This window comes from Paraburkholderia sp. GAS348 (genome assembly GCF_050434205.1).
In the GTDB taxonomy this organism is placed as follows: domain Bacteria; phylum Pseudomonadota; class Gammaproteobacteria; order Burkholderiales; family Burkholderiaceae; genus Paraburkholderia.
Window position 1 is genome coordinate 24,180 of record NZ_JBNPVT010000032.1, and the last position, 13,824, is coordinate 38,003.

The window sequence follows — 13,824 nt, forward strand, 5'->3', positions numbered from 1 at the left end:
AAAAAACGGCCTACCCTTCCAGCAACTTGTTGAGGAGCCTGCACAAGGTTGCGAATTCCAGTGGGGTAAAGCCCGCCAGGCGCCGGTTCAACATCGCCGGCGCAATCTCCGCGATCCGCGTGGCGACATCCCGCCCTGCTTCGGTCAGCGTCAGGCTGACCACCCGCCGGTCCGCACTGATGCGAGCCCGGCGCAGGAGACCCTGTCTTTCCAGACGGTCGAGCATCCGTGTGACGAATCCCGAATCGATGCCAAGCAGCCTGGACAATCCCACCGAAGTGTGCGCCCTGTCCCGCGACAGGAGCAGCAGCACGCCGACCTGCGAACTGGTGACGCCGGTGCCCGAGAGCGCCACATCCATTTCCGCCGTGAGCAGGTGGCGTGCTTTGCTCAACGCAAAGACGATGCTATGACCGGGTCCAAAAAAGTCGTCGCAATAATGACTCATCCCTGATATCTCCGTTTCTGATTCGCAATATATCTGACTTTGCAGATATATGCAAAAACTTTTTGAGGACGACCGGACCGGGCCGACGTCGACCCGTCACACTTACCGCGAACGTGATACAAGCACCTCGACACGCCGCCCCAATCGACGTCTTTATTGCAGTAGAACCCAACGCCCGTTTTTCACGCAGAAGTCGCGCATTCCGGGTAGTACCGATTCGGTGCAGGAAAGACTCCAGTCGCTACGCATTTCCATTGACGTCTCCTTTGTTTTAATGACCGGCACTTTGTAACCTATGGTCTGCTAATCAATCAGATCAGAGGTTGCGCATTTTTCTGTGTGGATCGACTTCCAGGTTCCTTGCAAGTCCGGACGGCGGTATCGCCCAGCTCATGCGATACACGCCAGCCGCTAGCGGCCTCAAGGGGAAACCGCCAGTGTCGGATGGATAGTGCGATGAACTCCCGCCCCGCTTACCTCGAGGACGGCTCCTCTCCAGTCCATGCGGCTTGCAGCAAGTTGAGCACGGCTGCCTCGTCAACAGGCAAGGGGTTGTGGTCGATGTGGTGGTGAGATTCCGCGGCGATGGCGACAATGCTGTCGGCCGGAACGCCCAGCTCGCCTAGCGAGGCGGGAGCCCCCAAACTGCGCGCGAGCCGGTACAGTGCCACCGCAGGATGCGCGCCCATCACCGACTCCATCGCCGCGCATGCCTCGGGTATCGCCGACGCGTTGTAAGCAAGCACGTGCGGCAGCACGACACAGTTGGATTCGCCGTGGGGCACCTCGAAGCGCCCGCCCAGTACGTGACAGATCCGGTGATGCATGCCGATGCCCACCGAGTTGACCATCAAGCCGCCAATCGTTGCGCCATAAGCCGCCTCGGTCCGGGCTTCCAGGTCGGTAGGCTCGTCCGCCAGCTTCTTCAACGCACGGTAGAGCATGTCGATGCCGGTCAGCGCGAGCTGGCTGGTCAACGGATTGCTCTTCGGAACATACAGCGCCTCGATGCAATGCGCGAGTGCATTCATGCCAGTGGTCGCTGTCTCGCGGATCGGCAAAGATTGCGCGAGCACCGGGTCGACAATGACGGTGTTGGCGAGCGCCCTGGGCTCCCGCCTGGTGCGCTTTTCGCCATCCACCAGCACCCCGAACAGCGGCGTCATCTCCGACCCCGAGAGCGTGGTCGGCAATGCGATATGGGGGGCGCCGGTTTCCGCCGCAATATATTTGCCGAGGCCGATCGTCGAGCCCCCGCCAACGGTGACGACGACGTCACATTCACGGTTGCGGAATGTCTCGAGTGCGGCGCGCGCCACCTCGATAGGGCAATGCGGTACGGCACCATCGAACGAGGCGGCAAGCTGCGACGCGAGGACCTCCGCGACCTCCCGATAACGGCGGGCGCCTCCCTCCGTCGTGATGAGCAGGGCGCGCGATTTTCCCAGCTGCTCCAGTCGGATCGGCAGATCGGCGAAGCGGCCAGCGCCGAACATGACGGTCGGCGAATGGCAGAAGAAATCAAAAACTGGCTTCATCGAAACATCCTTCTCTATGTTCTGGTGGAACGCCTTGCTACTCAAAAGCGACGTAGACCCGGTCGTTACCGATCCTGACGGGATAGGTCCGGATGGCCTGCGTCACCGGCACGTCATCGACCGCGATGACGTCCTGCCACGAAAAAATCGCATCGGTATTCATGATCAAACCGGGTAGATGATGGAGTTCGGAATCATTTCGCTGTCGTAGATCGCCAGACGCGACGCAAACTTCAGACCGTTAGGTGTTGAAACTATTTCGTCGATGTAACGACCCGCATTGAATACGGTCGACAGCTGGTTCAGCTTCGTGCGGATCACGACGTAGTTGGCTTCGCTGTAGATGCGACCGTCCTCGACCGCGTGCACCAGAGGCGCACCCACAATGTGCCGCTGATAGTACGGGTCGTGGAAAAGCGTCTCCTGGATGCCGTAGACGCGATCCTTGAGCATCCCTTGGCTTTCGAACGACAGCGTCGCCAGTGGAAATCCGCGCTCGAAGTTTTCCCGGGGCTGCAGACGGTAGATGCACCGCTCGGTGAAGAACTCCGGCCACAGGTTCCAGTTGCCGGAGTCCACCGCGCTCGCGTAGTCTGCGTACAACTGCGTCAGCGCCATCCAGTCTTTCAGGTTTTCCATCATTCCGGTGCCTCCATGACTTCGCGCCAGTAGCGGTACATGCCCCGGATGAGCGTATCGCTCACCATATGATCCGTGTCGGCGACCTCATGGCCGCCGAGCTCGGCCAGTGCCCGATGAAACGGACGGCTTTCGAACGACGACTGGGAGAATTCGATCACCTCGCCATCGTCGGCCGAGACGAAGCCGGCCGGGCCGAACAGATTGGCCTGTCTCAGCCGTCGCTGGATCATCTCCTCGGAATCGTCCTCAAACGCGAAGTGCGTCCAGAAGAAGTCGAAGGAGCCGTGTCCGTTGGGCTGAATCTGCCGCGTCGAGACGCTGTTGACCGACTGCTGGAGGATGACACTCGGAAAGAGGGTCGTCATGACCGCAGTCGGGCCGCCCCACCAGGGCTCCGTCACGATATCCAGGAAGCGCGGGTCGTTGAGTTGCATGTCCTCCTTAAAGCGCGCGACCTGCGACACCTCCGACGCCTTGAGCGAGTTGCCCCGTGTGGAGATCATTGCGGCATGCCGCTTGTGCGCGTCCATCTTCAGCGCGGACCGGTTGTCGGCACGCCAGAGTCCGAAGGTCACAAACCACGTATGCAGAAGTCCGGGATGATAGGAATCCTTGATGTTCTCCTGCATCAGTTTCCAATTGCCCGGAATGCGCTGCCGGTTGTATCCGAGAACCTTCAGCTTCCGGCCGTTGAACGTCCTGTCGAAACACTGCAAGATAGTCGGCCCCAGGAAATCCTCGAACGACTCGATCCCGTGGTCGAACGAGGCAAAAACCACCCCGCCCCGTGTCGCGACCTTCAGCTTCGTCAAGCCGTTGTCCTGCATCTTGAAGTCAGCTGGCATGCCGCCCAGCACCTTACCGTCCTGCTTCACACCCCGGCGAAATGGAACGCCCTGCAGATCCCCCTCCAATGTGTAATTCCATTGGTGGTACGGACAGGTGAACCCGTCTTTCCTGTTCCCGTGACGCTCTCTGCAAAACGCCATGCCGCGATGGGCACACGCATTCTCGATGACGTTGATATTGCCGTCGGCGCCTCGGACCATGATGACGGACCGCTCACCAATTACGGTACGGGTGAAGTCGCCGGGGTTCGGAATCTCGGCTTCAAGGCCGACATAGCACCAGTGCTTGCGATAGAAGAATCTCTCCAGCTCTTTCTTGTACGTCGACTCATCGGTGTATGCCGTGAACGGGATACGACTGGTACCCTCGCCTTCCCACTTGACGGTTTGGGGAAATAGGGTGGATGTCATTGTGTTGCCTCCATCGTCCGCTGGATCACGGTCACGCTCACTTCCGGGAGTCCTTCGATTCGGCCACGCATCACATCTCCAGCCACCACGGGACCGACGCCTTCTGGTGTTCCCGTCATGATCAGATCGCCAGGGCGCAGCGGTTCGTAGAGCGACAGGTGCGCGATGCACTCCGCAGTTGACCAGATGAGCTTTGCCACATCGGATGCCTGCCTGGTCGCTCCGTTGACCGTCAATTCAATCGCCGCCGAGTTCAGATGCCCAGTTTCGCCGACGGGGTGCACAGCCCCAATCGGAGCCGACTCACTGAAACTTTTTCCAAACTCCCACGGCCGGCCTGCGTCGCGAGCCGCAAGCTGCAGGTCGCGACGCGTCATGTCCAGTCCAACGGCGTAACCGAACACATGATCGAGCGCCTCGCTCGCCGGAATCTCAAAGCCGCCCTTGCCAATGGCAACCACGAGTTCGACCTCGTACTGGTAGTTCGAGGTCATCGACGGATAGGGAACCGACACGGGCGCCGAGGCGTCCACGATGGCGCTGACCGGCTTCATAAAGAAGAACGGCGGATCCCGGTCCGGATCCTTGCCCATCTCGCGCGCGTGGGCCGCATAGTTACGGCCGACGCAGAAGATGCGATTGACCGGAAAACGCTTCTCGCTCCCATGTACGGTCAGCGAGTAAAGGGGTGAAGGCGAAACTGCGAAATCGATGTGGTTTGTCATTTCTTTTACTCCCGCGACTCGCGCCAAAGACCAAGCGCCTGATGGACCGGACGATCACTGAAACTGAACAGGTGCGTGTCCGTTGTTGCATGGATGCGCAGCTCATTCCAGGAAGGAACGATAAAGATGTCATTGGGACCGAAGCCATGCGCGGTCCCGTTTATTTCGGCGTGGCCGGAACCCTCCAGACAGACGTAGACGGTACCGTCAGTGCATCGGTAAGGTCGGGTCTCAAAACCGCGAGGGAGCCTCTGCGCATAGGCCCCGATCGTCGGCATCGGTGATCCGCCGGTGGCAGGGTTCACATAACGCAGCTTGAAACCGAGGTGTTTGTCCGGCTCCCCTTGAGCAATCCCTAGCAGCGATTCCCTGGTACGTTCGTAGGGATAGACGAACACTGGGCTCGATGAGACACCAACGGGCTGGTGGTCGATAGGCAGCATGTTCGCGCCGTATCGCTTCAGGTTGTCCCCTTCCGGCCTGATGGGCAATTGAGTGGTCACACTCGCCCGCTCCGAAAAGCTGGCATCAAGGAACTGCACCAGTGGCACGTCGAGCCCATCGAGCCAAACAGCCGGCTGAGTGCCAGGATTTCCGTGGTCGTGCCATATCCAGGAAGGGGTAAGGATGAAGTCGCCTCGTCGCATCGTGGTGCGCTCCCCATCGACAGCGGTATATGCGCCCTCGCCTTCAAGTAGAAGCCTCAGCGCCGACTGAGTGTGGCGATGGGCCGCCGCCACCTCGCCGGGCATGATCAGTTGCAGGCCCGCATACAGGGATTGCGTGATGGCCGAACGCCCGCGCAGCGCGGGGTTCTCGAGGACCAGTACGCGGCGTTCAGCCTCGGCTGTACTGATGAGGCGGCCTGCTTCCATGAGAGGCTCGCGAATCTCGGCGTAGCCCCACAGGGCCGCCACGGCGGCAGAGGCCGGCGTCGGCGTGACCAAGCGGCCAAGCACTTCCCACAACGGCGTCAGGTTCTGTTGACTGATGCGGTCGTAGTATTCGCGCCTCGCCCGCGCTTGCTCTGGTTCAACGGTGTGACTTTGCATGGGAGTTGTCTCCGATTTACGGGCCGCTCGAGTAGAACGCGTCGGCGTAGATATGCTCGGGCGGTATCCCGCGCTGTTTAAGAAGTACAGTCATCGTGCGATTGAGCGGACAGACAACTAGCTTCATGAGATTTGTTCAACTCGGAAATCTATCGTGGATGAATTCTATGAACTGCTCTAACATTGGTAAATGCGATATCGTGAATTGCCAACATTTACCTTGTGAATGAAATCGTGGAACTGAATGACATCGACCTGAACCTGCTGGTCGTATTTAGCGAACTGCTCATCGAGCGTCGTGTAGCCAGAGTGGCTGACAAGCTTGGTTTAACGCAACCGTCCGTGAGCAATGCGCTCAGCCGCTTACGCAAGCTGCTTCAGGACGATCTTTTCATTCGCACACCAAAGGGGATGGAACCAACCCCCTACGCAAGTCAGCTTGCAGAGCCAATCAGCTTCGCGTTAAGCACGATTCGAAGCTCCTTGAACCAGCAACCGGAGTTTTCCCCCGACACGAGCACGCGAAGATTCACCATCGGTATGGCCGATGTGGGGGAAATCTATTTTTTGCCCAAGCTAATGGACAGGCTGGCGCACGTCGCCCCCCATGTTTCTGTGAGCACGCTGCGCAACACGTCGGTGAATCTACGGGATGCGATGGAAGCGGGACAGGTCGATCTTGCAATGGGTTTGCTGCCACAACTAAAGGCCGGATTCTTTCAGCGCAGCCTCTTCCATCAGGCTTATGTATGCATGTTTCGCCAAGGTCACCCGCTTCAAGGGAGGAAAATTTCCCTCAAACAGTTCACCGAAGCCGACCACGTGGTTGTCGTTTCTCCGGGAACAGGACATGCGCAAGTGGACGACATGATCGAGCGAAAAGGCATTCGCAGAAACGTCCGGCTTACCGTGCCACATTTCGTCGCCGTCGGGCACATCCTTTCCAATACGGATATGATCGCCACGGTTCCGGAGCGTTACGCGATGGAGTGTCTGGCGCCATTCAAGCTCGCGTACGTCAAGCATCCGGTCGAATTGCCAGGGATCGACATCAACATCTTCTGGCATGCGAAAGTGCACAAGGAACCGGGCAACCAATGGCTGCGCAATCTGATTGCCGATACGTTCTCGGATGCCGCACGAGGGTGAGAGCCATGTCCGTCACGAACCCGGCGTCCTGCATTTTCCAACGAGGCTGCGCCATGAAGACGAGCGCCAGGCACGGAAACGGGGCGGCCGCGAACCGACTGTGCAACATGCCGCCCCTGTGGCGTTGCGATCCTGCAGGTGACATTGCGTCTGGTTGTTTCCCAGTTGTGGAGACTACATGCCCGCGCATCGGGTCGAGGTGCAACGCAGTCGTGCCCCCGATTCAGAATAGGTGGCGCATACCGAGCATCACGCCAAGCTGCTCCGCACCTGCCTCGACCGTACCGCCGGCGGATACCGGCGTGCTGCCGTGACGGCCGTTGATCATGTAACCCACGGATGAATAGACGGACGTACTCCTGCTCAGATAGTAACTGGCACGCGCAGCCAGCCCGGTCGAACTCGTCACGCCCGACTGGATGTATTTGTCGACCTGCGCGTCGAGGGCTAGCGACGCTATCGGCGTATAAGTGAGTCCGAAAAAGTACAGGTTATAGAGTGTGCTTGCCGCGCCGGCCGACAGGTTACGGTGAATCCAGCCACCGCCTGCCTTCACGCTCGGGAGCTTGAAATAGCCATCGACGACAGTGTGAGTGTCTGTGTAGGCGCTACTGGTCAGCGGTGCCGACGCCCCCGCGCCGCCACGCATCCGGTCATACGATGCCGCCGCCCCGAAGTGGGACGAATCGTAGGCAATCATGGCGGTGTATTGCTTGCAGGCGAGGAAATTGCCGGCCACCTGGCCCGGACAATTCGTCGCGGAGGGGCCGGCGGGCCCGGCGGCGTCACGCCCGAAACTGTACGTGGCGCCGACGGTCACACCCGCAAACTTTTCCATGTAGCCAACGGCGTTGTCGCTGCGTGCATAGGCCAGATAGCTGTCGAAGACGTACAACGAATGAATCGACGGTCCGATAACGTCGGCGTTCAGGAGTGTGTAGGTCGTCATGTTGATCTGCCGACCAAGTGTCAACGAGCCGTAGGCGGTCTGCAGCCCCACGTTCGCCTGCCGCCCGAACTCCCGGCCACCGAAATTGAAGCCGCCGGTACCCGGCGCGAAGCCGCTCTCCAGCCTGAAAATCGCCTTGTTGCCGCCCCCGAGATCCTCCACGCCCGTCAATCCCCACTCCGAAGGCATTTCGCCAGTCAATGTGGGCACACCGGCAAAACTGCCACCACCGGCTGCATGGTTGTAGTATTCGACTCCTGTATCGATGATGCCGTATAGCGTGACACTGCTCTGGCTGTGGGCGAGGCATGACGCTTGCATGAGCGAAAAGAACGCGACACTCCTCAACAGACTACGCATTTCCATTGACGTCTCCTTTTTTTAACGACCGGTGTTTTGTAATTTTTGGCATACTAATCAAACATATAAACGGCTCTGTATCTTTGTGCGTGGCTCTGTGTTTGTGACCGCAACACGCCGACTGTCTACCGTGTTGCTGCGCTCGCCCGTATTCCCGCTCGACACGCCGGGCGGGCAATCACCGAGCAAAGCGGGTGAGCCGGACGGCCGGTATCGCCCAGCTCATGCGATACACGCCAGCCGCTAGCGGCCTCAAGGGGAAACCGCCAGTGTCGGATGGATAGTGCGATGAACTCCCGCGCCGCTTACCTCGAGGACGGCTCCTCTCCAGTCCATGCGGCTTGCAGCAAGTTGAGCACGGCTGCCTCGTCAACAGGCAAGGGGTTGTGGTCGATGTGGTGGTGAGATTCCGCGGCGATGGCGACAATGCTGTCGGCCGGAACGCCCAGCTCGCCTAGCGAGGCGGGAGCCCCCAAACTGCGCGCGAGCCGGTACAGTGCCACCGCAGGATGCGCGCCCATCACCGACTCCATCGCCGCGCATGCCTCGGGTATCGCCGACGCGTTGTAAGCAAGCACGTGCGGCAGCACGACACAGTTGGATTCGCCGTGGGGCACCTCGAAGCGCCCGCCCAGTACGTGACAGATCCGGTGATGCATGCCGATGCCCACCGAGTTGACCATCAAGCCGCCAATCGTCGCGCCATAAGCCGCCTCGGTCCGGGCTTCCAGGTCGGTAGGCTCGTCCGCCAGCTTCTTCAACGCACGGTAGAGCATGTCGATGCCGGTCAGCGCGAGCTGGTTGGTCAACGGATTGCTCTTCGGAACATACAGCGCCTCGATGCAATGTGCGAGTGCATTCATGCCAGTGGTCGCTGTCTCGCGGATCGGCAAAGATTGCGCGAGCACCGGATCGACAATGACGGTGTTGGCGAGCGCCCTGGGCTCCCGCCTGGTGCGCTTTTCGCCATCCACCAGCACCCCGAACAGCGGCGTCATCTCCGACCCCGAGAGCGTGGTCGGCAATGCGATATGGGGGGCGCCGGTTTCCGCCGCAATATATTTGCCGAGGCCGACAGTCGACCCTCCTCCAACGGTGACAATGGCATCACATTCCCGCCGACGGAACGCGTCTAGTGCAGCATTCGCCACCTCGAGTGGACAGTGCGGCAACGCGCCATCGAACGAGGCGCGAAGCCGGGACGCGAGCACCTCGGCGACTTCCCGGTAGCGGCGGGCGCCGCCCTCCGTTGTGACGAACAGTGCGCGCGACTTTCCCATCTGATCGAGACGGCCCGCGAGGTCCGCGACGCGGCCTGCCCCGAACAGGACTGTCGGCGAGTGGCACTCAAACTGGAACGCCGGAATCATCGAAGTCGCTCCGTCAACAGTTCGAGCATGCGGTGATCCGCTGCGAGGAAAGCCTCCCGGTTGAACGCCTCCTCGCGCAACGAATTGAAGAATCCATGTTGCGCGCCCTTGTAGGTGTATACGGTGGCGTTCGGCATGCCGCTGACGACACTCTCGACGGCACGGACATGCTCGGGAAGTATGTGCGTATCGTCTTCGCCTACGTGGTATTGCAGCGGAGATTCGATAGTGCGCAACTCCTTCAGATGCTCGTGAACCCGCACTCCGTAGAAAGAAACCGCGGCGTCGCAATGAAAGCGGGCGGCATACTTCAGCGCGAGCAGGCCGCCAATGCAAAACCCGACAACGGCCAGCTTGCCATTGGCGCCGGGTAGGTGACGCGCCCACTCCGCTACGGCATTGCAGTGATTGAGTGCTGTCTCCGGGTTAAATGCCTGAAGCAGTGCGAAGCCACGTTGGCGGTCGGCCTCGCTATAGCCGAGATCGACCCGGCGCTCGAGATGGCCGAAAACGTCTGCGCACACCACCCTGAATCCCTTCTCGCTCAGTTTCGTCGCGATGTGGCGCATCGCCTGGTTCACGCCGAAGATTTCCTGAAGCAGCAGAACGGTGCCGCGCGGTGCATCGTCCTCGCCGTGGGCGGGACCGACGCAGAACGCTTCGATGTCTTCTTGCTGAGAAACTGTCTGCCAGCCGGACGGGAATTGCGCTGCGGTCATGCTACCTCCAGTTCAAAAATGGTTCCGTCGTCGTTACGCGCCTGTTTGCGCATTAAGCCGAGTTTCTTGAGAGCGGGCTCGTCAGTCACCGAATAAAGCGCTGCTTCGCCGCCGGTCGATTCATGCTGATACCACGACCACGGGGGCGCGCAGAATACATCGTTGGGTTTCCACTCGAAAGTTTTCCCGTTGATTTCGGTTTTTCCGGTGCCTTCCAGCACGACGAATACTGAGGAAGAAGTTCGCCTTTGGGGCAGTGTCCGTTCGCCTGCGCGCAGCAACGTGCTTCTATAAGACATTGTCTGCATAACAGGGCCGCCGCTAACCGGGTTTGTGTATTCGACCGTGATCGCGTCGTATGGACTGCCAGGCAGACTGGACATGGCATCGAGCGCTGCCCGCGTGTCCTTCCATCGATAGACGAACATCGGGGAGTGATCGACGCGGCCCCTGCGGTGGTCAACGAAGGTCGGCGTGAGTCCCCCGCGCGAATACAGATGCGTGGAATGACCCGACGGTGCGGCGATTGACTGGACCGTCCTGCGCTGCTCATCTTCGACGTAGTCGAACTCGAACATCGTTGCATTGAGCGACTCGACTAGCGGAACATCGAGAACGTCAACCCAGATGACCGGTTCCGTCCCTTCGTTTCCGTGATCGTGCCAGCAGCCGTTGGGCGTCAGCACGAGATCGCCGCGCGACATCAGGATCTTCTCGCCATTCACCACGGTAAACCCGCCCTTGCCTTCCAGCACGAAGCGGCTCGCATTCGGCGTATGGCGATGGACCGGCGCCTGTTCCCCCGGGTTGTACAGCGAATAGGCCGCAAATATCGTCTGCGTGATGTAGGGCTTGCCAGACAGCCCGGGATTGGCGAACACCAGAGCCCGCCGCTCGCATTCCTCGATTGGCACGGTCCTGGCGGCCACCGCGAGCCGCGGCTGGATATCGGACCACTGCCAGTGATACGGCACAGCCCTCGGCCGCGGTTCCTCAATTTCGATCTCCATACGCTGTTCCCAGAACTCCACCAGATTGAGCGCGGATGCATCGCTCGAGAGTTGGGCGCGCACGCCAGCGTGATCAAGCTCCATGGTCATCTCCTTCTCCTTTTTGGGTTCACTTCTCATAATACATTGTATGATGCATCACACAATATAAGATGAAATATCGCCCGTCAAGCGTACCCGTCGCGAAGGTTCGGCACGGCAGCGAGGACGGCGCAGGTTGAAGGCAAGTGATGCCGCTGATACCCTTTGCACCAATCCATGAAAGGAAGGCGATGAACGTAGAAATGAAAGCCGAGCAGGACGATCAGGCCGACGACCAGCGCCCCGGCATTCAGTCGGTCGAAATCGGGGCGGAAATTCTCAGAGCACTCGCGACTTTTGGAACGCTCGTTCCCTTGCGATCACTCGCGGCGAAATGCGGCATGCCCGTCGGCAAGGTGCACCGCTACCTGGTGAGCCTCACGCGAGCGGGACTGGTCGAGCAGGACGCGGCCAGCGGCTACTACGGGGTTGGTCGGGGCGCGATCGCGATAGGACTCTCCGGACTATGGGCGTGCTCACCGGTCAAGGAAGCGGCCCGGGCAATCGCACAGTTGAGGGACGCCACGCGAGATACAACTTTCGGCGCGATCTGGACCGATATGGGTCCGGTCGTCTGTTTGCTGGAGGAAGCCGACAGCCCCGTTTACATGAACATCCGCGTCGGAGCGCAACTGGCCATTCACCGTAGCGCGGCGGGACGGGTATTCGCAGCCTATTTGCCCGAGGAGCGTGTGAAGAGGGCAGCCAGGTTTCAGGAGCACACGCTTTCCGCTTCCGGGCAAAAGTTTACGTCGGCCCAACTGCGCGAACTCCATGGAGAAGTACGCGCAAACGGTTACGCGGCAATCTCGGGGCTGAGCGTACCCGGCATCAATGCCGTCGCCGCTCCTATCTACGATCACAAGGGTAAAGTCACTGTCGTGATCGGCGTGCTTGGACGGGACAACGACCTGCCGCTTTCCGGAGAATCGGCGCATATCAAGTCGTTGCTCGATTGCGCCGCGCTCGCATCGGAGCGACTGGGTTACGACGCAGGCGTCATCGGTCGGGCAGCCGGAGAAGCTTGGAATTCGAACTGAGGTGAGGCTATCTACAGGCTGCTCCGCGACGACAACAAACCCCACGCTTCGGAAAACATGCGGTCTGCCAGCAGTCTGGCTGGCACCTCCAAAGAGGTGCCGTCACATCACGGTTGATGGGGGCGATTTCCCTCCACCGCGTGGAAGACGTGGCCCATCGGTTCTTCCCAGATCAGGTTGCGTTCCATCGCACGTGCGGGCATGTCCTGGATCACGTATTGGATCGCGGGCTCAGTGCCGGTGTTGATGTGCTCGTGGCTGGCCATCGGTGGGCAGGCGAACGTGTCGCCGCGCTTCCAATCAAAGCGCTTGCCGTCCAGGATCGAGTAACCTTCGCCCTGCATGATGTGATACAGCGCGTACGAGTTGTGACGGTGCGCGACGATGTGCTCGCCCGGGTTGATCGCCTGAATGCCCAGAAAGATTGACGGGAACACGCCACCCGCTTCGCCGGTATCGCCATGAACCAGCGCAATGAAGCGCCGATCCGCGTTGCGCAGCGGGTCTTTCATCACCACATCCAGCCGCTCCACCACATCCTGCCAGCGCCAGATGGCGGGACGCAGGTTCTTCTTGATGAGGAACGGATAGTACTCGTCGTCCGTCATCATCTGAGCCCACTCGGTCCGGTCGACGACTTCCGTCACCGGCGACGTCTTGAGATTAACTGCGTTGTCTTCGCTCATGTTTGCCTCCTTAATTAAAATGAGAGTTATTGACTAGTGCGCGCCGACGCGTCCGCGCAGGTGCCAATTCAGGAAAGTTCGCGTGCGCTGCCAGGCGGCGCTCGACGCAGCCGGCCGAAAAACCGCTGGTCGGAACCACTCGTCGAACGCGTGCGGCGCGCCGCCGTAGATGAAAAGCTCGTACGGCTTCTGGGCCGTGCGCAGCCGGCTGGTAAATCGGTCAATCTCATCCCGGCCGACCAGGCGGTCCCAGTCGCCGTAGTGGCACAGCAACGGCGCCTTCAGGGACTCGGCGACATCAACCGGTGCAATGGGCTTGCGCTCGGTACGGGATGCATAGTCAAGCTGACCGTAGTAGTCGACCGCGCAACCGATCGCATGTTGGGCACTTGCCAACGTGGCATAAGTTCCGCCGATGCAAAAACCGAGCAGACCCACATTCGAAAGCGGGAAGCCTGCGGTACGCGCCCACCCCAAAATTTCTTCGAGATCCGCGAGCACACGCCGATCGTCCAGTGCGGCAACAGCCTCACCAATCAGCTGCGGCGTAGAAATGTCCGGGACCGCGCCTTCCCGTCCGAAGTAGTCGAGCACCGCGACGGTGTAGCCGTCCGCGCACAGATTTCGCGCCCGAGTGACGACGTAGTCGTTGACGCCGGCGATTGCCGCCAGCATCACAACGAGCGCCGGTACAACCTGCGTGTCCTGGACTGGCCGCAGAAGGCGGCACGATGCGCCACCGGGAAACGAAAGATGCTCAATATCGATACCGTTCATATGGATACCTATCCTTATT

At 60.0% G+C, this 13,824-nt stretch carries 15 protein-coding genes; 2 read left to right on the top strand and 13 right to left on the bottom strand.

Features of this window, described 5'->3' with window-relative positions; all coding sequences use genetic code 11:
- Nucleotides 1-10 precede the first annotated feature (10 nt).
- The 7 genes from P3T22_RS30520 to gtdA all read right to left on the bottom strand — a co-directional run bounded on the left by P3T22_RS30520 (nucleotide 11) and on the right by gtdA (nucleotide 5,664).
- Entirely contained in the window at nucleotides 11-448 is a 438-nt protein-coding gene (locus tag P3T22_RS30520) for a MarR family winged helix-turn-helix transcriptional regulator (RefSeq protein WP_063500172.1), read from the bottom strand.
- A gap of 473 nt (nucleotides 449-921) precedes the next feature.
- Nucleotides 922-1,986: a maleylacetate reductase gene (locus tag P3T22_RS30525; RefSeq protein WP_429326978.1), complete on the bottom strand. Its 1,065-nt coding sequence runs from the start codon at nucleotides 1,984-1,986 to the stop codon at nucleotides 922-924.
- Between the two features lie 37 nt (nucleotides 1,987-2,023).
- Nucleotides 2,024-2,149 (bottom strand): hypothetical protein, encoded by a 126-nt coding sequence (locus tag P3T22_RS30530; protein ID WP_256390489.1) that lies wholly within the window; start codon nucleotides 2,147-2,149, stop codon nucleotides 2,024-2,026.
- Nucleotides 2,150-2,151: 2 nt separating this feature from the next.
- Nucleotides 2,152-2,628, bottom strand: a complete 477-nt coding sequence (locus P3T22_RS30535; protein WP_429326979.1) for an aromatic-ring-hydroxylating dioxygenase subunit beta — start codon at nucleotides 2,626-2,628, stop codon at nucleotides 2,152-2,154.
- Nucleotides 2,625-3,887 carry an aromatic ring-hydroxylating dioxygenase subunit alpha gene (locus tag P3T22_RS30540; protein ID WP_063500175.1) on the bottom strand — a complete coding sequence of 421 codons (1,263 nt, stop codon included), beginning with the start codon at nucleotides 3,885-3,887 and terminating at the stop codon, nucleotides 2,625-2,627. The genes P3T22_RS30535 and P3T22_RS30540 overlap by 4 nt, the downstream gene beginning before the upstream one ends.
- Entirely contained in the window at nucleotides 3,884-4,600 is a 717-nt protein-coding gene (locus P3T22_RS30545; RefSeq protein ID WP_063500864.1) for a fumarylacetoacetate hydrolase family protein, read from the bottom strand. The genes P3T22_RS30540 and P3T22_RS30545 overlap by 4 nt, the downstream gene beginning before the upstream one ends.
- Before the next feature lie 17 nt (nucleotides 4,601-4,617).
- On the bottom strand, nucleotides 4,618-5,664 hold the full coding sequence (gene gtdA / locus P3T22_RS30550) for a gentisate 1,2-dioxygenase (protein WP_063500176.1): 1,047 nt from the start codon (nucleotides 5,662-5,664) through the stop codon (nucleotides 4,618-4,620).
- Between the two features lie 234 nt (nucleotides 5,665-5,898).
- Between gtdA and P3T22_RS30555 the strand changes: the two genes are divergently transcribed.
- Nucleotides 5,899-6,813, top strand: a complete 915-nt coding sequence (locus P3T22_RS30555; protein ID WP_429326980.1) for a LysR family transcriptional regulator — start codon at nucleotides 5,899-5,901, stop codon at nucleotides 6,811-6,813.
- Between the two features lie 223 nt (nucleotides 6,814-7,036).
- On the opposite strand, the gene P3T22_RS30560 is transcribed toward P3T22_RS30555, so the two are convergent.
- The 4 genes from P3T22_RS30560 to P3T22_RS30575 all read right to left on the bottom strand — a co-directional run bounded on the left by P3T22_RS30560 (nucleotide 7,037) and on the right by P3T22_RS30575 (nucleotide 11,305).
- Entirely contained in the window at nucleotides 7,037-8,128 is a 1,092-nt protein-coding gene (locus tag P3T22_RS30560) for a porin (RefSeq protein ID WP_420488496.1), read from the bottom strand.
- 299 nt (nucleotides 8,129-8,427) lie between these two features.
- The gene (locus P3T22_RS30565) at nucleotides 8,428-9,492 is read right to left on the bottom strand and encodes a maleylacetate reductase (protein WP_063500177.1); all 1,065 of its coding nucleotides are present in this window, start codon (nucleotides 9,490-9,492) and stop codon (nucleotides 8,428-8,430) included.
- Nucleotides 9,489-10,211 carry a dienelactone hydrolase family protein gene (locus tag P3T22_RS30570; protein WP_063500178.1) on the bottom strand — a complete coding sequence of 241 codons (723 nt, stop codon included), beginning with the start codon at nucleotides 10,209-10,211 and terminating at the stop codon, nucleotides 9,489-9,491. Before P3T22_RS30570 ends, P3T22_RS30565 begins: the two co-directional genes overlap by 4 nt.
- The gene (locus P3T22_RS30575) at nucleotides 10,208-11,305 is read right to left on the bottom strand and encodes a cupin domain-containing protein (protein WP_158515372.1); all 1,098 of its coding nucleotides are present in this window, start codon (nucleotides 11,303-11,305) and stop codon (nucleotides 10,208-10,210) included. Before P3T22_RS30575 ends, P3T22_RS30570 begins: the two co-directional genes overlap by 4 nt.
- A 188-nt stretch (nucleotides 11,306-11,493) precedes the next feature.
- Between P3T22_RS30575 and P3T22_RS30580 the strand changes: the two genes are divergently transcribed.
- Nucleotides 11,494-12,342, top strand: a complete 849-nt coding sequence (locus tag P3T22_RS30580) for an IclR family transcriptional regulator (protein ID WP_158515373.1) — start codon at nucleotides 11,494-11,496, stop codon at nucleotides 12,340-12,342.
- Between the two features lie 107 nt (nucleotides 12,343-12,449).
- Here the strand turns inward: P3T22_RS30580 and P3T22_RS30585 are convergent, their stop codons facing one another.
- Both P3T22_RS30585 and P3T22_RS30590 read right to left on the bottom strand, forming a co-directional pair.
- Nucleotides 12,450-13,028 (bottom strand): cupin domain-containing protein, encoded by a 579-nt coding sequence (locus P3T22_RS30585; RefSeq protein ID WP_063500179.1) that lies wholly within the window; start codon nucleotides 13,026-13,028, stop codon nucleotides 12,450-12,452.
- A gap of 33 nt (nucleotides 13,029-13,061) precedes the next feature.
- Nucleotides 13,062-13,805: a dienelactone hydrolase family protein gene (locus P3T22_RS30590; protein ID WP_429326981.1), complete on the bottom strand. Its 744-nt coding sequence runs from the start codon at nucleotides 13,803-13,805 to the stop codon at nucleotides 13,062-13,064.
- Nucleotides 13,806-13,824: the final 19 nt, after the last annotated feature.